Raw genomic sequence first — 22,233 nt, forward strand, 5'->3', positions numbered from 1 at the left:
CTGTTCAGCGCAGCGTTTTTCCAAGTCCCATCCGGCCCGCAAGGAGAACCCATGGCTGAACCCCAGGACAAGTACACCCGGCGCACAGGTAGGACCTGGGCGGACGACCAGGCGACCTACAACCGTCTGCGCGAAGAAGCCGACGCCGCTCGCCAGAAGCTGCGCGAAAGCGGCTACAGCGGCGCCGAGTACGACCAGTTGCGTCAAGCCGCCTTCGATCTCAACCGCAAGGCCAACCAGTACTGGGAGCAGATGCTCAGCGACCTGCGCCAGGAAGACTGATCAGCGCCACGCCGGGAGACTGCCGCTCTCGGCCCGCACACCCCCTCCACTCTTTGCGTGCTCCTGGCGTCGGCTCATTCGGGCGCATCCGGGTATTGCACCTCGTCCAGCAGGCGAAACCCCACGTTGTCGGCGTCCAGCGCGCTGAGCAGCTCGATCTGTCGATCGATGTCCTGGTTGATATTGGCCAACTGGCCGATGAAGGCATTGGCCGCCTGGCGGGTGCCAGGGTCGGAGCTGCGCGACAGCTCGAAGCCGAGCTGGGTCAGGGCGGCAGCCAGGTGAGCGAGATTGCGCACACTCAACGAGTGCAGTTGGCGGGAAACGGCCTGTTCATCCTGAACGGTGGGAGGGACATCCATGAGTCAGATCCTTCGACTGGCACAATGTGACATTCGTCACAGAGATTAACCGAAGCCCCGCAGAACATCCATGCCAGCTATTTCCCTTCGTCGGCTCTGGCCCGGCCCCTGCGTCGTCCTCAAGTTGTCAGATCCGCTGTCGATACTCTGCGAGCCGGAACACGCGCCATGCCCGCCTCGCCGGGCCACAGGGACGTCCTCGGCTGCCTCGTCGCAGCCTGCGTGCCGGTCCAACCTGGCAATCCATCGAGGCGTTCCATGCTGCAACAATCCCTACGTGCGCAAATCCTTGTCCTGCTCGGCGGCAGCCTGGCGGCGCTGCTACTCATAGCCCTGGCCTGCTTCGGCTCGCTGACCGGCGACGTACGCGCCTACCGCGAGTTGCTCGGCGGCCCCGTGCGGGCGGCGCAACTGATCGACGAGGCCAACCTGCAATTCCGCGGCCAGGTCCAGGAATGGAAGAACGTCCTGCTGCGCGGACGCCAGGCAGAGGCCCAGACGAAATACTGGAGCCAGTTCGAAGCCCAGGAACGAGCGGTGCAGGACATCCTCGGGCGCCTGGGCAGCGTGGCCGAAGGCGAGTTGAAGGATCGTGTCGAGCGTCTGCGCGAAGAGCACCGGCGACTCGGTACGGCTTACCGACAAGGCAGGCAACGGTTCCTCGAGGCGGGCGCCGACCCCATCGCCGGCGACCAGGCGGTGACCGGCATCGACCGCGCCACCACCGCGCAGATGCAGGCCTTGCGTGACGAACTGCACCAGGCCAGTGATCTCCGTTCCGCCGCCATCAGCGCGGAGGCCCGGCGCACCATGCTGCTCGGCAGCCTGGTGCTGATCGGCGCCAGCCTGGCCGTCGCCCTGCTCAGCCTGTGGCTGGTCAATCGCAACCTGGTCCGTCCGGTGCAACGCCTGATCGAGCACATCGCCCAGCTCAGCCATGGCGACTTCGGCGAGCGCATCGAGATCCGGCGCAAGGACGAACTCGGCAAGCTGGCCCTGGCCGCCAACACGCTGCGCGACTTCCTGGTGGACATCTTCGAGCGGCTGCGGCGCAGTACCCGCGACCTGGACAGCGCCAGCGGCTCGCTGAACGCGATCGCCAGCCTGATGGCGGCCGGTACCCGCGAGCAGTTCAGCCGCACCGACCAGGTCGCCACGGCGATGCAGGAAATGTCCGCCACCGCCCAGGAAGTGGCGCGCTACGCCGGCGACGCGGCCAAGGCCGCCGACGAGGCGGACGATTCCGCCCAGCGCGGCGAAGACGTGATGGAAGAAACGATTCGCAGCATCGGCGAGATGCGCAAGGAGATCGACCATACGGTGGAGGTCATCCGCCAATTGGAAAGCGATAGCGGCAGGATCGGCAAGGTCCTCGATGTGATCCGCGGCATCGCCGAGCAGACCAACCTGCTCGCCCTCAACGCGGCCATCGAAGCCGCCCGCGCCGGCGATGCCGGCCGTGGCTTCGCGGTGGTCGCCGACGAGGTCCGCACCCTGGCGCAGCGCACCGCCGAGTCCATCGCCGAGATCCACCAGATCATCGATACCGTGCAGAACGGCGCGGTGAATGCCGCGCGCGCCATCGAAAGCGGGCAGTCGCGCAGCGAGGCCGGCGCCGAGCAGGTTGCCAACGCCGGCGCCATGCTGCGCCAGATCACCGCCTCGGTGGAGGCGATCCGCGACATGAACCGCCAGATCGCTACCGCCGCCGAGGAGCAGACCGCCGTGGCCGAGGACATTTCCCGCAACCTCACGGAAATCGCCTCGATCGCCTCCAGCAACCAGGAACAGGTGGAGCAGACCGAAGCCGCCAGCCGTGATCTCCACAGCCTCTCCGCGCAACTGGGCGATGCCCTGCAACGCCTGCGGGCCTGACCTGGGGTAAGAAAAGGACTTCCACGAGGTAGGGCGGACAAGCGCAACGCGGTTATCCGCCACTCCAACGGGGCCCGGCGGATAGCGCCTATGGCGCTACCCGCCCTGCACAGCCAAGGCCCGCTCAGTCGAGAGCGTTGTCCAGCACTTCGTAGATCAGCCCGGTCGCCACCGCCACCAGCAGCAGGTCGGTGCCGGCCTGCATCCACTCGTAGCCGTCGTAGTGCGGCAGCCGGCCGAGCAGGCGGCCGTCGAGTTTCCTGGCGATGCCGGGCGGCAGCGGCTTGCCGCGTGCCAGGTTCTTCTGGATGCCGGGCGGCAGGGCCGGCCCCGGGTTCCAGTAGCCGCGGTTGTCGCCGAGGATCACCCGTACCCCGCCGACGTCGATGCGCGGCCCCGAGTCCCGGTTGCCGCCGCCGTTGCCCTTCTGGCCGGCGCCGCCGCCCTTGTTGCCGGGGCCGCCCTGGTTGCCTTTGTTGCCCTTGTCAGCCTTTCCGCCGTCCACCTGGTTGCCATGCGGATTGCCCTTGCCATTGCCCGGGTCGGCCAGGACGGCAGGCGTACCGCCGAGCAGAGACAGGCTCATGACCAGCGCCAGCACAGAACGAGTGTTGAACATGATGATGTTCTCTCCATGCAAGGACGATCCCTCGATAGCTTAGAACCGTTTCGCCTGTTTGATTCAGCGCCACCGATTGCGCCCCCAGGGAATGTCCGGAGTAGAGCTTGGTCGGGCCTATCGAATCGGCTATGCTGCCGCTCCCTGCAAGCGACCACCCGCACTCCCCGATGACCTGGCTGCCCACTCCGCCATAGCCATGCCTGCCCCTTCCGGCAACGGTCCGAGCGACCGCGGCCAGCGTTCGTTCGCCTGAACGCCTGTCGTCATCCCTTGTTTTTTCAATGCCATCCCACGGCCCGCACCGTCGACCGACGGCCCGGGCCGCGCCTCGTCCCTGGGTATCCCGATGCTACAGACGCTGAAACAGAACTGGTTCTCCAATATTCGCGGCGACCTGCTCGCCGGCCTGGTCGTCGCCCTGGCGCTGATCCCCGAGGCCATCGCCTTCTCCATCATCGCCGGGGTCGACCCGAAGATCGGCCTGTACGCCTCCTTCAGCATGGCGGTGGTGATCGCCTTCGCCGGCGGCCGTCCGGGAATGATCTCCGCCGCTACCGGCGCCATGGCGCTGCTGATGGTCAACCTGGTGAAGGACCACGGCCTGCAATACCTGCTGGCGGCGACCCTGCTCTGCGGCGTGCTGCAGATACTCGCCGGCTACCTGCGCCTGGGCTCGCTGATGCGCTTCGTCTCGCGCTCGGTGGTGACCGGTTTCGTCAATGCCCTGGCGATCCTCATCTTCATGGCCCAGCTACCCGAACTCACCGATGTCGGCTGGCCGGTCTACGCGATGACCGCTGCGGGCCTGGCGATCGTCTACGGCTTCCCGCACCTGCCACGGATCGGCCGGCTGCTGCCCTCTCCGCTGGTATGCATCCTGGTCCTCACCGGCATATCCATCTACCTGGGCCTGGACATCCGCACCGTCGGCGACATGGGACAGTTGCCCGACAGCCTGCCGCTGTTCCTCTGGCCGGACGTGCCGCTGAACCTCGACACCCTGCTGATCGTCCTGCCCTACTCCGCCGCCCTGGCGGTGGTCGGCCTTCTGGAGTCGCTGATGACCGCCACCATCGTCGACGAGATGACCGACACCGGCAGCGACAAGAACCGCGAATGCAAGGGCCAGGGGCTGGCGAACATCGCCACCGGCCTGCTCGGCGGCATGGCTGGCTGCGCGATGATCGGCCAGTCGGTGATCAATGTTAAATCCGGCGGGCGCAGCCGGCTCTCGACCCTGGTCGCCGGCGTCGCGCTGCTGCTGATGGTGGTGTTCCTCAGCGACTGGGTCGGGCGGATTCCCATGGCGGCCCTGGTGGCGGTGATGATCATGGTGTCCATCGGCACCTTCCGCTGGGAGTCGATCCGCAACCTGAAGCGCTACCCGCTATCGACCAACCTGGTCATGCTGGTGACGGTCGGCGTGGTCCTCGCCACCCACAACCTGGCCTTCGGCGTGGTCGCCGGCGTTCTCCTGGCCTCGCTGTTCTTCGCCAACAAGATCGGGCACTACCTCGATATCGACAGCGAACACTCCGCCGACGGCACCCGCCGCCACTACCAGGTGAGCGGGCAGGTGTTCTTCGCGTCGTCCGGCAGGTTCATCGCCGCCTTCGACCTGAAAGAGACGCTGGAGCATGTGCTCATCGACCTGCGCCACGCCCACCTGTGGGACGTCACCGCCGTCGCGGCACTGGACAAGGTGGTCCTGGGCTTTCGCCAGCGCGGCGCGCAGGTCGACGTGCTGGGCCTGAACGCCGCCAGCGCGACCCTGGTCGATCGCTTCGGCGCCTACGACAAGCCCGGCGCCGTGGACATTCTCCCCGGTCACTGAGCGAAGCGCCGCTCAGCAAGCAGGCTGGCGCGTTGTAGCGATCCGGCGATTCGGAAGCTTCCTCCGGGTCAGTGGCTGGCCTGCGAAGACTCTCAACGTATCAGTGCCGACAGGGGGCAGCACGGGGATACAGCGCTGCATCGGTGCCTGCGCGCCCGGAGGCCTAGCGCCCGGAGCGGGAGAAGGCGCGAAAGGTGTCGAACGCCAGCACCAGGAACAGCATCGGCATGAGCAACGGAACGAATGCGGACATGGCGTCCTGGTAAGGCCGCCCCAGCCACCGCAGGTAGAGGCTGGTGCCGCCGATCAGCAGGACGACCAGAAGGATGACGAACTTGCAGAGGCGCGAGGCAAAGGAGAGCGTGTCGGACATGTCTTTTCTCGGTGGAAGCATGTGCGACCGTTTTAGCGAGCGGTGGTGCCGGTCGATATAGGAAGCGTCTGATTGGCAGGTAATCGGTTTCGCAGAGCTGGCGTCGGCGTCGAAGGCCCTACCGGCATGACCGCGATCAACCCCCATACCCTTTCAGCGCTGCAATCTGGGAAAAGAGCCCGCGCTCCATGAAATAAAGGCACAATGACATCATTGCTTGCCGATGCCCGACATCGCAGTAGCCCAGGAGTCCAGCATGGCAACCCCACCCTATCCCGAGGACGAGCACTCGAGACAAGCCTACGTCGACCAACTCGGTCTGCTGGAAGAAGGCGCGGACGAGGTATTCGAGGAAATCCTCGCCGCCGCTACGTCTTACTTCCAGACGCCCATCGCGCTCATTTCCATCCTCGACCACCAGCGCCAGTGGTTTCGCGCGAGCATCGGCCTCGATATCCGGCAGACGCCGCGACGGGATTCGTTCTGCGCCTATGCGATCCTGGGCAAGGGAGTCTTCGAGGTGGCCGACGCCACCCTCGACCCGCGCTTCCGGGACAATCCCTATGTGCAAGGCGAACCGCGCATCCGCTTCTACGCCGGGGCTCCGCTGGCCACCGCGGAGGGTCTCAACCTCGGCAGCCTCTGCGTCATCGACCGGGAACCACGCGGGCCACTGACCGAGCAGGACATCGCCATGCTCGAGCATTTCGCCCGGCTGGTGATGGCCCGTATCCATACGCTGCGCTCGACCAACTACATCGACGAGCCAACCGGTCTGTACAACCGTCTCCGCCTGCAGGAGGACGTTTCCCTGCGCCTGCAGCGCGACGGCGCCCTCACCGTGATCGCCGCCGACCTCCTGCCCCTCGCCCTGCTGAATACCATCATCCGTACGCTGGGCTATCCCTTTTCCAACGACCTCATGCTCGAGGCGCGCGACCGCATCCGTGCGGAACTGCCGGATTTCACCCTCTACAAGATCAGCCCGACGCGCTTCGGACTGCTCCTGCCACGGCAGCAACAGGAAGAAACCGAGTCGGTCTGCCTCCGCTTGCTGCGGGCCTTCGAAAGCCCCGTCGTATGTCGCGGGATCCCGATCAAGGCCAACGTGGGACTCGGCGTACTATCGCTTGCCGACGATCCCCTCGACGGCGACCAGGACTGGCTGCGCCTGGTGGTCAGCGCGGCCGACGACGCCCGCGACCGCGGTGTCGGCTGGGCCCGCTACAACCCGCCGCTGGACCAGGCCCAGCAGCGAGCCTTCACATTGCTGACCTCGCTGTCCCAGGCGATCGGAACCGAAGAAGGCTTCCATCTGGTGTATCAACCGAAAATCGACCTGCCGACAGGCAGGTGCACGGGCGTGGAAGCGCTGCTGCGCTGGCGGCACCCGCAACTCGGCTTCGTCAGCCCCGCCGAATTCGTGCCCCTGGCGGAGAAAACCGCACTGATGCGCCCCCTCAGCGACTGGGTGCTGCGCCATGCCATGGCCCAACTGGCGCAATGGAACGCACGGAACATCCCGCTCAGGCTGGCGATCAACGTATCGGCATCGGACATGGAAGACAGCAGCTTCCTGGAAGAGGCCGTCAGACTCGCCAAAACCTACGACATCGACCTTTCCGCCCTCGAGTTGGAATTCACCGAAAGCGTACTCATCCGCGACGCCTCGGCGGTCGGCTCGGTGCTGCTGCGTGCCCGGGAGCTTGGCATGGGCATCGCGGTGGACGACTTCGGCACCGGCTACAGCAACTGGACCTACCTGCGCGACCTGCCGGTCACCGCCATCAAGCTCGACCAGTCGTTCACCCGCGACCTCGCCGGCTCGCCGAAGGCGCAGAGCGTCACCCAGGCGGTGATCGGCCTGGCCAGCCAGTTGGGTTATCGGGTGGTCGCGGAAGGCATCGAGACCCACGACACCTTCCACCTGCTGCAGGCCTGGGGCTGCCACGAGGGCCAGGGCTATCTGATCGCCCAGCCGATGCTGCCGGAGCAACTGGAGGACTGGCTGCGGCGCTAGCCGACGCAGGCACGTGGAATGGGCCGTACCAGCATGCTCGCCAGCCTCAGCGCGTCGATCAGGGACTGGCGAGCAAGGCCCAGACCAGATAGATCGAGTAAAGGGTCAGGAGTATCAGTGCCGACAGCACCGCCCTGCTGGCATGGCGCGCAGCCACCCAGCGGGAGTTGCGCCCGCAGCGCCAGACCACGACGAGGCTGAGGCACAGGTAGGCCAGCCTCACCAGCTCGACACCGATCATTCCCCACAAGGTCAGGGCCACCGCATGTTCGCCGGGAGCTTCCTGCATCAGCGGATCGACAATGGCCACCATCGCCTGCCTGGCGGCGACACTGAGCAATAAGAAACCCGCAGCGAAGAACAGCCAGAATGCCTTCCACAGCGGCTGCCCACCGGAAAGGAAACCTCTCGCAGTCAGCTTCTCGTCGGCCAGGTCGGCCTCTGGGCTCTTGTATGGGTGCTCCATGCCCTGGGTCCTCCCTGCAAACGGGCACCCTAGCACATCCCGATCCGCTCGCCTTCTTCAGCGGGCGGCAGACCGTCCGTTGCGCCTCGCGATGTTTCCAGCGCTCGGCCGAGCGTCTCTAGCGCGGGCAGGAGACCTGCGTGCCTTCCACCTTGCGGATGTGATCGCGATAGGAGCCGGAAACCAGGATCGATTGCGTGCCGCCCTTCTCGCTGAGAATGCCATCGCAACTGTAATCGCAGCCAGCCTCGATGCTGAGGCATACGTCCTGTCCCTCGAAACGGTACAGGTTGGCAGGCCACCCCGTGCAATCGTACAGGCCTGCGCCAGGGCATTCGACGGCCTCGAGTCTTCCGGCAACGACGATGGTCGAACCTGCCATGTCCTTGAGTTCCTCCGCGGCGCCAGCGGCAATGGAGAAGAGAGCGGGAAATACAACCAGGGAAAGTCGGCAGGGCATCGGCTTCGGTACTGTCTACTATGTGGACGGAATTCTGAATCGGGTCAGGAATCGATATTCCCGTTCAGACCGAAGCGTGTTGAAGCAGTTCCCCGCCCCCACTCGCTCGGTTTCCCACGACCGCGGCAGCCCCAGGAGTTCGATACCCTTGTCATTGGTAGTCGCAACTGCGAAGCGCTGCCTGTCCGTTCATAACGGCCACACGGGCAACTTCACTTTATTTGTATTTAAAAAAAGAGCCCATTCGGGCCCTTTTTTTCAGAGACAAGTTATCAGGACTGATCCTTTCCAATATTGACGCTGAACGAGCCGGAGTTATTGCCATAGGTTCCGGGCACGTCGTTGTAGATAAGAGTGATGGCGCCCTGGACATTATTGGGTGCAACCCAACGGAACAACCCGGTATTGACCGGAATGGTTCCGCTGTTGCCAATCTTCATGACCAGCGCGCCACAAAACGCATCGTGGCAGATCAGCCCTTGGTCCGGATGCTCCCGATCGCCCTGCGGCCCCCATTTCTGGGTAGGTCCGTAACTGGCCCAACCGGCGGCGACGATGGTAATGACATCGCCCGGATTGTAGATAATCGACGTTACCTGCCCTGCTTCGTTATTAGCCAGAACCTCACCTTTCCAAGCCATGATTGATCTCCGATATATGAATTCCTGTTCATAAACGAAAGAGGCGAAAAACCCTGATTCGCGATCCTTCCCTGTCAGCAAAGCACAGCAGCGAGAAAGTACCGCCTATCAATTCATGCAGGAGAAAACACAATAATTCCGCCAGTGAATTGAATATATTCGGAAAGGAAATTAAAAAGCAGGAGCAGAAGATAACGACAAAAAAACAAACTTCCAAAGACAACTACTTCAAACTGAACAAACACTCCCGCTCGCCAGCCAGGGCGAACCCTATACGGAGCCGTACTAGAATGAAACGCCTCCAAGGCCGAGGAGGGAAAGAAGGCAACGTCGACTCGTTGACTGCCGCGCGATTGCGGGCCAGAAGAAAATCGGGGAAGGAGCGCAGAAGTCGGCTGAACGCCAGGAAACACGATGGTGCCCGGAGCCGGGGTCGAACCGGCACGGGGTTACCCCCGAGGGATTTTAAGTCCCTTGCGTCTACCGATTTCGCCATCCGGGCAGGATCTCGCTTCAAGTGAGCCGGCAATGGGAACCAAACCGGCATCCCAACCCGAGACCCACCCCAAACGGTAGATAAATCATTGTCTTACGTTACCTTAAGCGGCGCAACAGTTAATTTCCGTGGGCTCCGCCCAGGTTGCCAGGCGATTCCAGGGGAAGCACGATCCGGAAAGCGCTGCCGACTCCCGGCTGGCTGCGTACCTCGATGGTGCCGCCGTGTTTCTGGACGATGCCGTAGGAGAGTGACAACCCCAGGCCGGTCCCCTTGCCTACCGGCTTGGTGGTGAAGAACGGATCGAAGATGCGCGGCAGGATCTCGGGGGAGATACCCTGCCCCGAGTCTTCCACTTCGATCCAGGCATGCTCCAGGGTATGCCCCGTGCGAATCACGATGCGACCCCGCTCCGGCCCCATCGCCTGGGCCGCGTTCATCACCAGGTTCATCACCACCTGGTTGATCTGCGACGGCAGGCACTTCACCTCGGGCAGATCGCCGTATTCGCGGACCACGTCGGCCCGGTACTTCAGTTCGCTGGCGACGATATTGAGGGTCGACTCGATCCCCTGGTGCAGATCGGTCCACTGCCAGTCGTCCTCGGCGTCGACGCGGGAGAAGTTCTTCAGGTCCTGGACGATCTTGCGCACCCGCCCTATTCCCTCCCTGGATTCGCGCAGCAACACAGCGACATCCTCCTTGACGAAGGCCAGTTCGACCCGCTCGCCGAGCTGCTCCAGGCGTCTTGCCAGCGCCTCGTCGCGGATCGCGGGGCGAGCCTCTTCATAGGCTTCAAGTACCTCCAGCAAACGCCTGACGTGCTCCTCCAGGGTGGTGTAGTTGGAGGAAACGTAGCTGATGGGGTTATTGATCTCATGGGCGACGCCGGCGGCCAGGTGGCCGATCGAGGCAAGCTTCTCCGTCTGCACCAGTTGGCTTTCCAGCTCCTTGCGCTCGCCGATCTCTTTCTCCAGCGCCTCCTTGGCCTGGCCGACTTCCTGGGTGATCTCCTGGATGGCAGCCTCCATCCGGCTCATCTGCAATTGCAGGTGAGCCGTCACGTTCCACTTGGCGCTGAGATTGCCGGCCATCTGGCGGACCTCCTGTCCCTGCAAAGGCAGGCCGAGAAGCAGCAGGCGCTCTTCCGCGGCCCATGGCGCCAATAGCGGAAAATCGGCGGGAGGCGCATGCACCACGACCTGCAAGCGGGAGTCGAGACGCCAGAACCGCTCGAGAACGGGAATATCCGCGCCTACCGACGACATCCCGAGAAACACCACGGCATACGGCGCATCGGCCTGGAGGGCCGAGCGTATCCGCCCCAAGGCCTCCTCGGCGCTTCCCGCCGTATCCACCTGGTAGCCCCGCTCAGGCGCCACGGGAGGCGATTCGGCCTCTCGGGTTCCCTGCAACAACCCGCATACACGGTCTCGATCCGCCTGCCGCTCATCGATCACCAGCAAGCGCCGGTTCCTGATGGGTAACGCCTCCATGATCCGCACCTCCGCTCGCCCTGTCGCCGCGTGCATGCCCCTCGTCCAGGCCAGACTCGGACTATGCTTGCCTGAAGCACTCAGGCAAAACTCACCCGGTGGACAGACACTCATGAACGATAGCGCACCTCCTTCCAACGAGACGGAGATCCGCTTCAGCGTACTGCTGGTCGACGACGAGCCGCTGATCCTCAGCAGCCTGCGCCGGCTGCTACGCAACCAGCCCTACGACCTGTTGCTGGCGGAAAGCGGCGAACAGGCCCTGCAACTGCTGGAAAGCCGGCCCGTGGACCTGGTGGTGTCCGACGCCCGCATGCCGAACATGGACGGTGCCGCCCTGCTCGCGGAAATCCATCGCCGCTTCCCGGAAACCATTCGCATCCTGCTCACCGGCCATGCCGACCTGCCGACCATCGCCAAGGCCATCAACGAAGGGCGCATCCACCATTACCTGAGCAAGCCGTGGAACGACGACGAGTTGCTGCTGACCCTGCGCCAGTCGCTCGAATACCTGTATTCCGAGCGCGAGCGGCGGCGCCTGGAGCGACTTACCCAGGAGCAGAACGACCGCCTCCAGCAACTCAACGCCACGCTGGAAAAGCGCGTTCAGGCGCGCACCGCCGAACTGCAGCAGACCGCCGACATGCTCGACCTCGCCTATGAGGAGCTAAAGCGTAGCTACGTGGTCGGCACCGAGGTCTTCTCGCTGCTGGTCAACCAGCGCCTGCCCAAGGACAAGCAGACCAACCAGCAGATCATCGAACTGGTCCGCGCCTGCTGTGCCAGCGGTCTCGTCGACGAATCGGATGGTCGCGACCTGGCGATGGCCGCGGCGCTCTACAACATCGGCAAGCTGAGCTGGAACGACACCCTGCTCCGCTCGCCCTCGGACCTGCTCTATCACCACGACCGCGATCGTTTCCGCGGCTACCCGGAACTCAGCGAGTCGCTGCTGATGTCGCTGGAGCCGATGCAGGACGCCGCCCGCCTGATTCGCCATCACCAGGAGCACTGGGACGGCAGCGGCTATCCGGACCACCTCAAAGGCGAGTCCATCCCCCTGGGCTCGCGCCTCTTGAAGCTGGCGGTGGATTTCGTCGAGTTGCAGCGTGGGCTGATCCTCGAACGGCGCATGAATCGCGACGAAGCGCTGATCTACATCCGCAAGTACGCCGGCCGGCTGTACGACCCCGAGCTGATCGAACCGTTCATCCAGGTCTGCGCGACGACCCTTGCCGACGTCACCCTGGCCGATCCGCAAGTCCGTGCCCATGGCACCCGCGACCTGGTTCCGGGCATGGTGCTGGCGCGCAACCTCACCGCCAACAACGGCATGCTGCTGCTCAACGCGGGCAAGGTCCTGAACCTGGCGCTGATCGAGAAGCTGATCGCCTTCGAAGCGATCGAAGGCGCACGCTACACGCTGTTCGTGCGCCTCCCGGAGTCGACGACCTAGGCGGCCCCCGTCAGATCTTGAAGCGCTCCACCGACGAGCGCATGGTCGCCGCAACCTCGTTCAGGCGCCTGGCGGTGGCGGCCATCTCGTGCATCGCCTGGGTGTTCTGCTGCGAACGCTGGGCGATGAGCTCCACGCGCTGGGCGATTTCATCGCTGGCGCGCGACTGTTCGCGGATGGTCTGGGAAATTTCGTCGACCACCGACGCGGCATGACGGGTTCCATCGAGGATCTCGTTGATCGATACCCCAGCCTGACGAGCGAACGACACCCCCTCGTTGACCCGGCTCACGCCGGCCTCCATGCTGTTGATCGCCTGCCCCGTGCTGGCGCGGATGCGCTCGATCATCGCGGTGATTTCCTGGGTCGACTGGGTGGTCCGCGCCGCCAGCCCGCGCACCTCGTCGGCGACCACGGCGAAACCGCGCCCGGCCTCTCCGGCCCGCGCCGCCTCGATGGCGGCGTTCAATGCCAGCAGGTTGGTCTGCTCGGCGATCCCCTTGATCACCTGGATGATCGAATGGATCTCGTCCGACGAATGACCGAGAGCGGTGATGCTGGTGGAGGACTGGTTGACCACGTCGGCGATGCGGCTCATCCCTTCCACCACGTTGAGGATCACCTGCCCGCCACTGCTGGCCAGCTCCTCGGACTTGGCCGAGATCACCCTGGCGTTGTCGGCGTGGTCGGAAATCTGCGAGATATTGGTGATCATCTCTTCCATGCTCGCAGCCATGCTGGTGGCGCTGTCGGCCTGTTGGCTGGCGCCGTGGACGATCGACTGCGAGGTCTGGCCGATGGATTGGGAGGTGTCGTGGAGTTCTTCGCTTTCCTGGCGGATGATGGTGATCATCTGCCGCAGGTTCTCCTGCATCTCGCCCAACGCCCGCTGCAACTGGCCGGCCTCGTCATTGCTGTCGACGCCGATCGGCTCCTGCAGGTTGCCCTGGGCGATCACCCGGGCCGATGAGACCAGTTTGCGCAGCGGCTGCAGGACGGCGCGCAGCAACTGGCGACAGAGCTGTCCGAGGACCAGGCAGGCGACCAGGATGCCGCCCGCGAGCATCCAGGCGGAATAGCGCATGCTGTCTTCGCGCGCCCGGTTGGTCTGCTCGACGTGTTTCTCGATCAGGCTGCTGAGCGCTTCGTTGCGCCCTTCCAGATCCTTGAAGGCCTGGACGAACTGCGGCAGCTCGGCCCGCGCCGCCACGGGATCGAGTAACGCCTTGCCGACGATGCTCTCAGCGGCGCCGATGTAGGCTTCCAGGTCGGGCCGCAACTCGACCAGCGCCTGGTGGATGGCGTCGTTGAGAGGCAGCCCCTGGTTCTGCTCGACCACCTTGCGAAACCACTGGCTGTGCTCCTGCAGGTCCTCGCGGACCTGCTCGGCCGCCGCGCCGTCGCCGGGCTGGACCACGAACGCCGCCAGGACGTCGGCGCGCAAGGCGTCGTGCATCATGTCGCCTTCCATGTGGTTGCGCAGCGCATTGACGCTCAGCTCGTTCTCCGTCAGCGCCTTGCCCAACCGCAATTGCCCCCAGAAGCCGACCCCGCCGAGCAGCACCACAGCCACGATGCCGATGGCGCCCGAAGCGAGGATCCTCTGCCGAATGTTCATCCCTGGGCTCCTTTCCATGCGAGATATCGCTAAGGATAGCCAACCCCCGGCAAGGCGGAATTACCCGAACGAAGAGCTATCCGGGCACGGAGCGGGAGGCATCGGCGATGCTCAGGAGGCCGCCGGCCGCTCGCTCTGTTCGGCCGTCAACTGGAACTCTTCGCCCGCATAGTAGGCCCGCACCTTGGGGTCCATGACCGCCCGCCACAGCGGCGGGATCAGCGCCAGCACCACCATCCCGGCGTAACCGCTGGGCATCTGCGGGCTATCGTCATAATGGCGGAGGGCCTGGTAGGGGCGTTTGGCGAAGGCATGATGGTCGGAATGCCGTTGCAGATGGAACAGGACCAGGTTGGTGAAGACGAAGTTGCTGTTCCAGGAGTGGGTATGGTTGGTCCGCTCGTAGCGCCCGTCCTCGCCCTTCCGCCGATGCAGGCCGTAGTGCTCGACGTAGTTGATGATTTCCAGCAGGGTCACCGCGACGAACGCCTGGCCAAGGAAGAAAACCATCCCCAGCCAGCCGAACGCCCAACCGAAACCGACCAGCAACGCCAGGCTCAGCAGGTACCACCAGATCAGTTCGTTCTGCCAGCCGAACACCGGCAGGCCCTTCTTGCGCAGCCGCACCGCTTCGAGGCGCCAGGCGTTAAGGAAGTTGTACTTGTAGGCATGCGGCAGGAACTGGTAGACCGACTGGCCGAAACGCGCCGACGAAGCGTCCTCCGGGGTGGACACATGCACATGGTGGCCGCGCACATGCTCGACCTTGAACCCCGCGTAGCACACGGCGGCCAGCAGGATGCCACCGGCAGCCTGCTCCAACGCCGAGTCCTTGTGGATCAGCTCATGGGCGACGACGATCCCCACCGCTCCCATCACCGTGCCCATCGAGAGGATCCAGCCCAACCGGCCGAGCCAGCCCCATTCCTGGAAAGCGACGAACACGCCAGCGGCCCAGACCAGCGTGCCGATGAGCACCGGCACCGTGGCCAGGGTCAGCAATACGTAGTAGCCCTGGCCGAGCAACTGCGGCGTCTGGGTTTCCTCGTCTGGGTTGGCCGGGTCACGGCCGAACAGCATGTCCAGCAATGGCCCGATGCCGAATACCGCAATCACCAGGGAAAATGCCCAGAAGGCCGGATGCGCGCTGTCCTGGGCCATCCAGTAGTTGAACGGCATGGACAACGCCAGCAGCAGCCAGAGCCAATAGGCGTACTTCTTGATGGCCAGCATGGTGGTGGGAGAGAAATTTTCAAACATCGTGCGCTCCAGTTTTTGTCCGACAATCCTACAATCGAACCATCACCGAGCCGGGCCGCCGGGTCACCATCACTAAAGGTTGGCCGCCTCCCTGGCCTCCACCCTGCTTGACCTGAATCAACGGTCAGGTCCTCGCGGGTTTATGCCCATCGACTTTCTCGATATTCCGATTTCATCCGTACTCGCCATCCCTCGCTGCCGGCCTCGCTGGACTGCTGATACCCGGCTTTCCTGGGGAAACAGGACATCCATCGCATCAGTCGATAGGAATCACCGGTTATTTCCCATTGATCTCATCGAGGCCGTCGCTAATATCGAATCCAACTTCCAAACAAGGAGCCTCACGATGTCTGACGCATTCCTCTCCTCCATCAAGAACCGCCGCACCATCTACGCCCTGGACAAGCAACTGCCTATCTCCCAGGAGAAAGTCGTCGAACTGGTCAAGGAGGCCGTCTCGCACAGCCCTTCCGCGTTCAACTCGCAGACCTCGCGGGTGGTCGTGCTGTTCGGCGCCGAGCACGAGCAGTTCTGGAACATCGCCAAGGACGAGTTGAAGAAGATCGTTCCCGCCGACGCCTTCGCCGCCACCGAAACCAAGCTCAACTCCTTCGCTGCCGGTGCCGGCACCGTACTGTTCTTCGAAGACCAGACGGTAGTGCGCCAGCTTCAGGAGCAGTTCGCCCTCTACGCCGATAACTTCCCGGTGTGGTCGGAGCAGGCCAGCGGCATGGCTCAGTTCGCGGTCTGGACCGTCCTCGCCGAGCACAAGGTCGGCGCCAGCCTGCAGCACTACAACCCGCTGGTAGATGCCCAGACCCACAAGACCTGGAACCTGCCGGAAAGCTGGAAGCTGCGCGCACAGATGCCTTTCGGCGCCATCGCCGCCCCGGCGGGCGAGAAAGCCTTCATCGCCGAAAGCGAACGCTTCAAGGTCTTCGGCAACTGATCGGCCGAGATCGCTGTAGAAAAGCCCCGCCCCCGTCGCGGGGCTTTTTCTTTTCCCCGCCGCCTCAGCCGCGCCGCACTGCCGGCCCCGGCAGGCGCACGCTCCAACCCTGCTGCATGCCCGCCGCGGCAAGCAGGATGGCGGCCACGCCAAGCCACTGCGCCAGGCTCAGGCGATGTTCGAAGACCAGCCAGTCCACCAGGATCGCCGCGACCGGATAGATGAAGGACAACGCACCGGTCAGCGCCGTCGGCAATTTCTGAATGGCGCCGTAGAGCAGCACGTACATCAGCCCGGTATGGACGATTCCCAGGGTCGCCAGGCTGGCCCAGGGAGCAACGCCCCGGGGCAGTTCGGCAAGGTTCGCCAGCGGTGCGAGCATCAGCACGCCGGTGCCCACCTGGATCAACGCGATAAGATGCGGCGGCGTGCCTTGCAGGCGCTTCACGATCAGCGCGGCAAAGGCATACAGCAGCGCGGCAGCGAGCGCCAGGAGGATACCGAACAGGTAGTCCCCGCGCGGGGCGTCGCTGTCGCCGTGGGCGCTGACGATCGCCAGCATGCCGGCGAACGAAAGCCCCAGCCAGCCCAGCTTGCGCGCCGTGACCTTCTCGCCGAGAAACGCCGCGCCTAGCCCCACCAGCATGAACGGCTGGACGTTGTAGACCGCGGTACCGATGGCGATCGAAGCCCGTGAGTAGGATGCGAACAGCAACACCCAGTTGCCGACGATGAACACCCCGCTGAGGAGCGCCAGCAGGAACGCCTCGCGCCCCAGGCTGCCGCGGCGCAGGAAGCCCAGCGCGGCACAGGCGACCAGCAGGGCGGCGAAACCGAATACGCAGCGCCAGAACACCACGTCCAGCACGGGCTGCCCGGAGAGCAGCACCAGCCAGCCAATGGTGCCGCAGATCAGCATGGCCGAAGTCATTTCCAGCGTACCGCGACGGATCGGATCGTTCATGAGCGCTCTCCCGCAAGACAGGCCTATGATTATCCAAAGCCGTCTTCCAGCCCTCCATCGCATTACTCAGGCAAAAACCCGTGACGACCTTTTTTATCAGGGCTATTTTGAAAAAAAACTTTCGAGGCCGACATGACCGACGACATCGACCAACGCCTGATCAACGCCCTCATGGCTGACTCGCGACTGTCCCTCAAGGCCCTCGCCCAGGTCAGCGGACTATCGGCCCCGAGCGTCGCCGAACGCCTGCGCAAACTGGAAGAACGCGGCGTGATCCGCGGCTACACCCTGGATGTCGACCCCCGCTGTTTCGGCTACCAGTTCCAGGCGATCGTGCGCATCCGCCCCCTGCCCGGCAAGCTGCACGAGGTCGAGCGACAGATCCAGGACATCGCCGAGTTCACCGAGTGCGACAAGGTCACCGGTGACGACTGCTTCATCGCCCGCCTCCAGGTCCGTTCGATGGAACAGCTCGACACGCTGCTGGACAGGATCAACGGCTACGCGGAAACCAACACCGCCATCGTCAAGAAGTCCCCGGTTAAACGCCGGCTCCCCCCGATGACCTGAGCGAGGCACTCCGCATGCCCACACCCGGCACGGGTTCCGTCCCGGACCTGCAACTCGTCCCGTTCCAGCTGGAACACTTCCCCACCCTGCAACGCTGGTTCGCCACGGAAAAGGAGCTGGTGCAATGGGCCGGCCCCGCCCTGCGGCATCCGCTGAGCCTCGAGCAGATGCATGAAGACCTCGCGGAAAGCCGCCGGCAACCGCCGCTGCGCCTGCTCTGGAGCGCTTGCCTGGATGGCCAGGTCATCGGCCATTGCCAGTTGCTGTTCGACCGCCGCAACGGCGTCGTCCGCCTGGCTCGCATAGCCCTGGCGCCAAGCGCGCGCGGCCAGGGCCTGGGGCTGCCGATGCTGGAGGCGCTGCTCGCCGAGGCTTTCGCCGACGCCGACATCGAGCGCGTTGAATTGAACGTGTACGACTGGAACGCTGCCGCCCGTCATCTCTATCGACGCGCGGGGTTCCGCGAAGAAGGCTTGCGCCGCTCCGCCACCCGGGTCGGCCGGGAACGCTGGAATGTCGTTCTCATGGGGCTTTTGCGGCAAGAGTGGGCGGCGGGAGGCGCCGGCAACGACTGAGGCGCAGGCGGATGCTGCGCCTCATCCGGTACTACAGGTTGGAACGGAGCCGCCACAGTTCGGGGAAGAGGATGGTATCGAGCATGCTACGCAGATACCCCACTCCCTCGGTTCCGCCCGTGCCGGGTTTGAAACCGATGATGCGCTCCACCGTGGTCACGTGACGGAAGCGCCACTGGCGGAACGAATCCTCCAGGTCGATCAGTTTTTCCGCCAGCTGATACAGGTCCCAGTAGCGCTCCGGCGCCTGGTAGACCTGTCGCCACGCCGCCTCCACCGAGGCCTCGTAACAGGTGCCGGCCGCCGCGTCCCGGACGAGCCGCTCCTGGCTTACCGGCAACCCCTGGGCGGCCATCAGGCGGATCGCTTCGTCGTATAGCGACGGCGTATGCAGGGCCTGCTCCAGGGCCGCCAGTAGCTCGGCGCGGTGAGCATGGGGCTTGAGCAGGGTGGCGTTCTTGTTGCCGAGGATGAATTCGATCTCGCGGTACTGGTAGGACTGGAAACCGGAAGACTGGCCCAGGTACGGGCGGATGGTGTTGTACTCGGTCGGCGTCATGGTGGCCAGCACCGCCCAGGCGTGTACCAGTTGGTCGAAGATCCGCGAGACCCTGGCGAGCATTTTCAGCGCTGGACCGAGCTTGCCTGACTTGACGTGCTCCCGGGCGGCCCGCAGTTCGTGGAGCATCAGCTTCATCCATAGCTCCGAGGTCTGGTGCTGGATGATGAACAGCATTTCGTTGTGGTCGGGCGAAAGCGGGAACTGGGCGTCCAGGACCTTGTCCAGCTTCAGGTAATCGCCGTAGCTCATCGCATGGGTGAAGTCCAGGGCGGCGTTATGCCACTCAGCCTCTCCGTCCGTTTCTCCCTGGGCCTGGGAGTGAGGGCAAGGACACATGTGAATCTCCTGAATTCGGCGGCAGGCGTCGGAAGTCGATGAGCGACCTGCCGGCAACGTTGTCGGGGGTGGCTTCGACGCGGTCGAAGCGCGCTCATTTTACGATGCGCCCATTCGAATATTCGTGCAAAGCATCCTTTCCTCCCCGTCCCCGATGAAATCTAATTCGACGGATCGATGGAAAAATCGAATTTCGGATCACTCGCGGGTCGTGGCCGACAAAAGCCCGGATAGCAGATCCGTGACCGTTAGGCCTCGTCCCGAGAGACTGGATTTCGATCCGCCACTCCATCCAGCGAAGCGACACGAGGCCCGCCGTCGAACTCAGCCGGCGCGCCCGAACACCCTGTCCAGGTGCGCCTGGTAGGCAGCGACGGCAGCCGGGACGTCCGGGCGCTTCATCACATCCACCGCGAGGAACGTCGGCAGGCCGGACATGCCGAGGAACTGGTTGGCCTTGTGGAAGGGGAAATACACCGCATCCACGCCTTTCCCTTCGAAGAAGTCGCTCGGATCGTCGAACGCCTGCTGCGGCGCATTCCAGGTCGCCGAGATCATGTAGCGCTTGCCCTGCACCAGACCGCCGCTGCCATATTTCTGCGTGCTGTCGGAGCGGGTACGGCCGTCGTTGGCATAGAGGCTGCCATGACCGGCCGTGAAGACTTCGTCGATGTAGCGCTTCACCGTCCACGGGGCGCCCATCCACCAGCCGGGCATCTGGTAGATCACCACGTCGGCCCAGAGGAACTTGTCCACCTCCGCCGGGATGTCATAGCCGCCGTCGATGAAGGTCTGGCGCAAGTCGAAGCCACGGCGGTCCAGATGGGCCAGGGCGGTTTCGTGCAGGGTCTGGTTGAGGCGACCGTCGGAATGGGCGAAACGCTTTCCGCCGTTGAGCAGGAGAATGTTTTTCATGGTGTTCCGTACATGCTGGAACCGCAGCGGAGATGCCTGCCGATCCCGGGTTGAAGAGAGCGGCAGGTTAGATAGGCGCAGGGAACGGAAAAAGTCGTACGGCGGTAAAACAGATTTGATCCGCACTCACGAATCGCCAGAAGAGCTGGGATCCGCGTCTTCATTGCGCTCCCACGCAGCCAGCCCTCGATGACCGGCACGAACTCTACCCGCAGCGAGCCATCACCAACGCAGTACGCACTGGCTCGCCAGCATTCGCACGCATGTGAGTACCCAGGATTGCAGCAACAGGCTGTGACGCGCTCGACTCAAACGCTCCTTCCTACGCGCGGGACGAACGCTCCTTGGGAATCCGCAAGGAGTAGATTAGGATTCTTCCCGCACTCGCCTTAAGTCATTGGCCCGTATAGATAAGGATATCTCATGAAAACCATCGCTCGGCGTCTGAGCCCCTTCGCGATCCTGCTCCCGGCAAGCCTGTTGTCAGCCTGCGCCTCCCTAGGCAACGCCGGACTCGGCGGCTCCCAGCAGAACCCCACCAACCAGCTCCTGAACATGATCGATGAGGCTACCCGCGAAGGCATGTCCGTGGTGCTGGTACCGGCGCTCATGCCCAACAAGAGCGTGACGGACCTCTCCAGCTACTCGCATCGGGTCATATTCAAGAACAAGGACGTGCCCGGGATCGCCTACATGCAGGCCTTTGCCAACAACGACCTGGAGAAGATCAAGGAAGCCGTCTATCTGTGGGACTTCCTCGAGGTCAACATCATCCCGCCGGGAACCTACCTGCTGTCCGGAGGGATCGACTACAAGATCGACAGCACCCTTGCCCAGATCAAGGCGCCAAAGGGGCAGCCGGCTGCCAGCCCACTTGGTTCGGTGAACCTGTCCGCCGTGCTGTATCGTCGGTTCGTGAAGGAGAACTACTGGCGCGACGCCTCCTATGCAGACAAAACCTACACACAGAATGTCTGCAGCGCCGTGCACATGGCCTCCGGCCAATGCGTGGGCTGGAGCGAGCAGCAATACAGCCAGCGGGAAATGGTCTCGGATGCCGGTTGGGCCGAAGGCACGAAGATCGAGGATGTCCCCTCCATCAAGCTGCAAGCGCAGATACCCGACGCCTATGCCCCGCTGTCCTTCACCATTCAGCCTGGGCAGATCCTGCTCAGCGATCGGTTCCACTTGAAGACCCCGGCCGTGAGCTATGACAGGAAGACCTGCAAGGCCGTGGACACGCAAAACATCAAGTGCACCTTGCAGGATATCCAGGTCTTCATGAGGCCAGCGCCCATGGAGCTGACGAAAAGGTTCATCGATCGCGAGCAGCCAAGGCTTGATGAAACGGGCCGCCAGGTGCTCGCGCGGATCCAGCCGATGAAAACCGAGATACTCGGCGAAGCAGGCATGGAAGACCTGACCTGGGGCCTGCCGGTTTCCTTGAAACGCAAGGCAAGATGAAACGGGCCCTCCGCCAAGCGCCTTCCGCTCGCGGTCGCCACAACGGTTGATCGATAGAGGCCCGGAAGGCAGGCGGCAGGACAGACCGGCTCGGCTGGTCATGTTCGATGACGACCAGCCGATGACCGACCCAGACCGGATCTTGCGTCCAGATAAAAGCCGCGCACGGGGCTGGATTGCAGGCAACGGCCGAAAACGTGACAGGTGCTGGGGTACTCCTCGGACACTCCGGGAAAGTAGTAATTACGGAGCGGCTTATCGGGAGAGGGAGGCGGTTGCGAGGCCGTAAAAGTATGAAAGTGTTATAGGGGCACCCCAAGGAACTTGCTTCAGCAATACCGGACAGGAAAGAAAAAAGCCCCGTAACTCACTGAGCTACGGGGCTTTCCTGTTGGAGGCTGAGGTCGGAATCGAACCGGCGTTCACGGATTTGCAATCCGAGGTAAAACCCAACAATTTCAAATGGTTAACGGTGGATAATTTCCGCATCATAGCCGTATTCGTGTCTCTGGAGGCCGCTGATTAGTTGGAGGGAGAACATAGATGCGGAAATGATTTCAGCCCCTTCCATGGCATTCCTATGCGCCACTCTCCGCTCGTCGGCCGCCCTCGAATACTGGATATTCATACAGCATAA

Annotated in this window: 21 protein-coding genes and 1 tRNA gene; 9 read left to right on the plus strand and 13 right to left on the minus strand. The window is 63.6% G+C overall.

Annotated features, from left to right (window positions below; genetic code table 11):
- Window positions 1–51: 51 nt before the first annotated feature.
- Window positions 52–282, plus strand: coding sequence for a stress response facilitator SrfA (srfA, locus tag AC4OR5_RS19365; protein ID WP_003090022.1), 231 nt, complete (start codon window positions 52–54; stop codon window positions 280–282).
- 74 nt (window positions 283–356) lie between these two features.
- On the opposite strand, the gene plzR is transcribed toward srfA, so the two are convergent.
- Entirely contained in the window at window positions 357–644 is a 288-nt protein-coding gene (plzR, locus tag AC4OR5_RS19370) for a type 4 pili assembly inhibitor PlzR (RefSeq protein WP_003102510.1), read from the minus strand.
- 168 nt (window positions 645–812) lie between these two features.
- Between plzR and ctpH the strand changes: the two genes are divergently transcribed.
- Window positions 813–2,519, plus strand: coding sequence for a methyl-accepting chemotaxis protein CtpH (gene ctpH / locus AC4OR5_RS19375; protein WP_073665946.1), 1,707 nt, complete (start codon window positions 813–815; stop codon window positions 2,517–2,519).
- Window positions 2,520–2,643: 124 nt separating this feature from the next.
- On the opposite strand, the gene AC4OR5_RS19380 is transcribed toward ctpH, so the two are convergent.
- Entirely contained in the window at window positions 2,644–3,138 is a 495-nt protein-coding gene (locus AC4OR5_RS19380; RefSeq protein WP_031639814.1) for an anti-virulence regulator CigR family protein, read from the minus strand.
- Window positions 3,139–3,487: 349 nt separating this feature from the next.
- On the opposite strand from AC4OR5_RS19380, the gene AC4OR5_RS19385 reads away from it, so the two are divergent.
- Window positions 3,488–4,975 (plus strand): SulP family inorganic anion transporter, encoded by a 1,488-nt coding sequence (locus tag AC4OR5_RS19385; protein WP_023106555.1) that lies wholly within the window; start codon window positions 3,488–3,490, stop codon window positions 4,973–4,975.
- 163 nt (window positions 4,976–5,138) lie between these two features.
- Here AC4OR5_RS19385 and AC4OR5_RS19390 read toward each other — a convergent pair whose 3' ends face one another.
- Window positions 5,139–5,348: a hypothetical protein gene (locus AC4OR5_RS19390; protein ID WP_058151939.1), complete on the minus strand. Its 210-nt coding sequence runs from the start codon at window positions 5,346–5,348 to the stop codon at window positions 5,139–5,141.
- Between the two features lie 256 nt (window positions 5,349–5,604).
- Between AC4OR5_RS19390 and AC4OR5_RS19395 the strand changes: the two genes are divergently transcribed.
- Window positions 5,605–7,368 carry a cyclic di-GMP phosphodiesterase gene (locus AC4OR5_RS19395; protein ID WP_034025959.1) on the plus strand — a complete coding sequence of 588 codons (1,764 nt, stop codon included), beginning with the start codon at window positions 5,605–5,607 and terminating at the stop codon, window positions 7,366–7,368.
- 58 nt (window positions 7,369–7,426) lie between these two features.
- On the opposite strand, the gene AC4OR5_RS19400 is transcribed toward AC4OR5_RS19395, so the two are convergent.
- The 5 genes from AC4OR5_RS19400 to AC4OR5_RS19420 form a co-directional block, all read right to left on the minus strand.
- Entirely contained in the window at window positions 7,427–7,834 is a 408-nt protein-coding gene (locus AC4OR5_RS19400) for a hypothetical protein (protein ID WP_058160296.1), read from the minus strand.
- 118 nt (window positions 7,835–7,952) lie between these two features.
- The gene (locus AC4OR5_RS19405) at window positions 7,953–8,294 is read right to left on the minus strand and encodes a hypothetical protein (RefSeq protein WP_003120049.1); all 342 of its coding nucleotides are present in this window, start codon (window positions 8,292–8,294) and stop codon (window positions 7,953–7,955) included.
- Between the two features lie 272 nt (window positions 8,295–8,566).
- On the minus strand, window positions 8,567–8,935 hold the full coding sequence (gene lecA, locus AC4OR5_RS19410; protein WP_003102492.1) for a PA-I galactophilic lectin: 369 nt from the start codon (window positions 8,933–8,935) through the stop codon (window positions 8,567–8,569).
- Window positions 8,936–9,350: 415 nt separating this feature from the next.
- Window positions 9,351–9,437 (minus strand) — tRNA-Leu (locus AC4OR5_RS19415).
- Window positions 9,438–9,550: 113 nt separating this feature from the next.
- The gene (locus AC4OR5_RS19420) at window positions 9,551–10,963 is read right to left on the minus strand and encodes an ATP-binding protein (protein WP_024008260.1); all 1,413 of its coding nucleotides are present in this window, start codon (window positions 10,961–10,963) and stop codon (window positions 9,551–9,553) included.
- Between the two features lie 76 nt (window positions 10,964–11,039).
- Here AC4OR5_RS19420 and nosR point away from each other — a divergent pair, with 76 nt between their 5' ends.
- Window positions 11,040–12,383, plus strand: coding sequence for a response regulator c-di-GMP phosphodiesterase, NosR family (gene nosR / locus AC4OR5_RS19425; protein ID WP_003090053.1), 1,344 nt, complete (start codon window positions 11,040–11,042; stop codon window positions 12,381–12,383).
- A 10-nt stretch (window positions 12,384–12,393) separates the two neighbouring features.
- Here the strand turns inward: nosR and AC4OR5_RS19430 are convergent, their stop codons facing one another.
- Together AC4OR5_RS19430 and alkB1 are read right to left on the minus strand one after the other, a co-directional pair.
- Entirely contained in the window at window positions 12,394–14,001 is a 1,608-nt protein-coding gene (locus AC4OR5_RS19430) for a methyl-accepting chemotaxis protein (RefSeq protein WP_058161005.1), read from the minus strand.
- Between the two features lie 111 nt (window positions 14,002–14,112).
- Window positions 14,113–15,261 (minus strand): alkane 1-monooxygenase AlkB1, encoded by a 1,149-nt coding sequence (gene alkB1, locus AC4OR5_RS19435; protein WP_003090058.1) that lies wholly within the window; start codon window positions 15,259–15,261, stop codon window positions 14,113–14,115.
- A 346-nt stretch (window positions 15,262–15,607) separates the two neighbouring features.
- Here alkB1 and AC4OR5_RS19440 point away from each other — a divergent pair, with 346 nt between their 5' ends.
- A complete protein-coding gene (locus AC4OR5_RS19440; protein WP_003090061.1) occupies window positions 15,608–16,210 on the plus strand; it encodes a nitroreductase family protein in 603 nt (200 codons plus the stop codon).
- 64 nt (window positions 16,211–16,274) lie between these two features.
- On the opposite strand, the gene AC4OR5_RS19445 is transcribed toward AC4OR5_RS19440, so the two are convergent.
- On the minus strand, window positions 16,275–17,174 hold the full coding sequence (locus tag AC4OR5_RS19445; protein ID WP_019371712.1) for a DMT family transporter: 900 nt from the start codon (window positions 17,172–17,174) through the stop codon (window positions 16,275–16,277).
- A gap of 132 nt (window positions 17,175–17,306) precedes the next feature.
- On the opposite strand from AC4OR5_RS19445, the gene AC4OR5_RS19450 reads away from it, so the two are divergent.
- Complete coding sequence (locus tag AC4OR5_RS19450; protein WP_003090065.1) at window positions 17,307–17,744, plus strand: Lrp/AsnC family transcriptional regulator; 438 nt, start codon at window positions 17,307–17,309, stop codon at window positions 17,742–17,744.
- 14 nt (window positions 17,745–17,758) lie between these two features.
- Window positions 17,759–18,319 carry a GNAT family N-acetyltransferase gene (locus AC4OR5_RS19455; protein ID WP_057385208.1) on the plus strand — a complete coding sequence of 187 codons (561 nt, stop codon included), beginning with the start codon at window positions 17,759–17,761 and terminating at the stop codon, window positions 18,317–18,319.
- Window positions 18,320–18,350: 31 nt separating this feature from the next.
- Here AC4OR5_RS19455 and kynA read toward each other — a convergent pair whose 3' ends face one another.
- The gene (kynA, locus tag AC4OR5_RS19460) at window positions 18,351–19,217 is read right to left on the minus strand and encodes a tryptophan 2,3-dioxygenase (protein ID WP_003090069.1); all 867 of its coding nucleotides are present in this window, start codon (window positions 19,215–19,217) and stop codon (window positions 18,351–18,353) included.
- 324 nt (window positions 19,218–19,541) lie between these two features.
- Window positions 19,542–20,132 carry an NADPH:quinone oxidoreductase MdaB gene (gene mdaB / locus AC4OR5_RS19465; RefSeq protein WP_003108797.1) on the minus strand — a complete coding sequence of 197 codons (591 nt, stop codon included), beginning with the start codon at window positions 20,130–20,132 and terminating at the stop codon, window positions 19,542–19,544.
- A gap of 423 nt (window positions 20,133–20,555) precedes the next feature.
- Between mdaB and AC4OR5_RS19470 the strand changes: the two genes are divergently transcribed.
- Window positions 20,556–21,596: a hypothetical protein gene (locus tag AC4OR5_RS19470; RefSeq protein ID WP_058161004.1), complete on the plus strand. Its 1,041-nt coding sequence runs from the start codon at window positions 20,556–20,558 to the stop codon at window positions 21,594–21,596.
- The last annotated feature ends 637 nt before the right edge of the window (window positions 21,597–22,233 follow it).

The organism is Pseudomonas sp. YA1 (genome assembly GCF_058680555.1).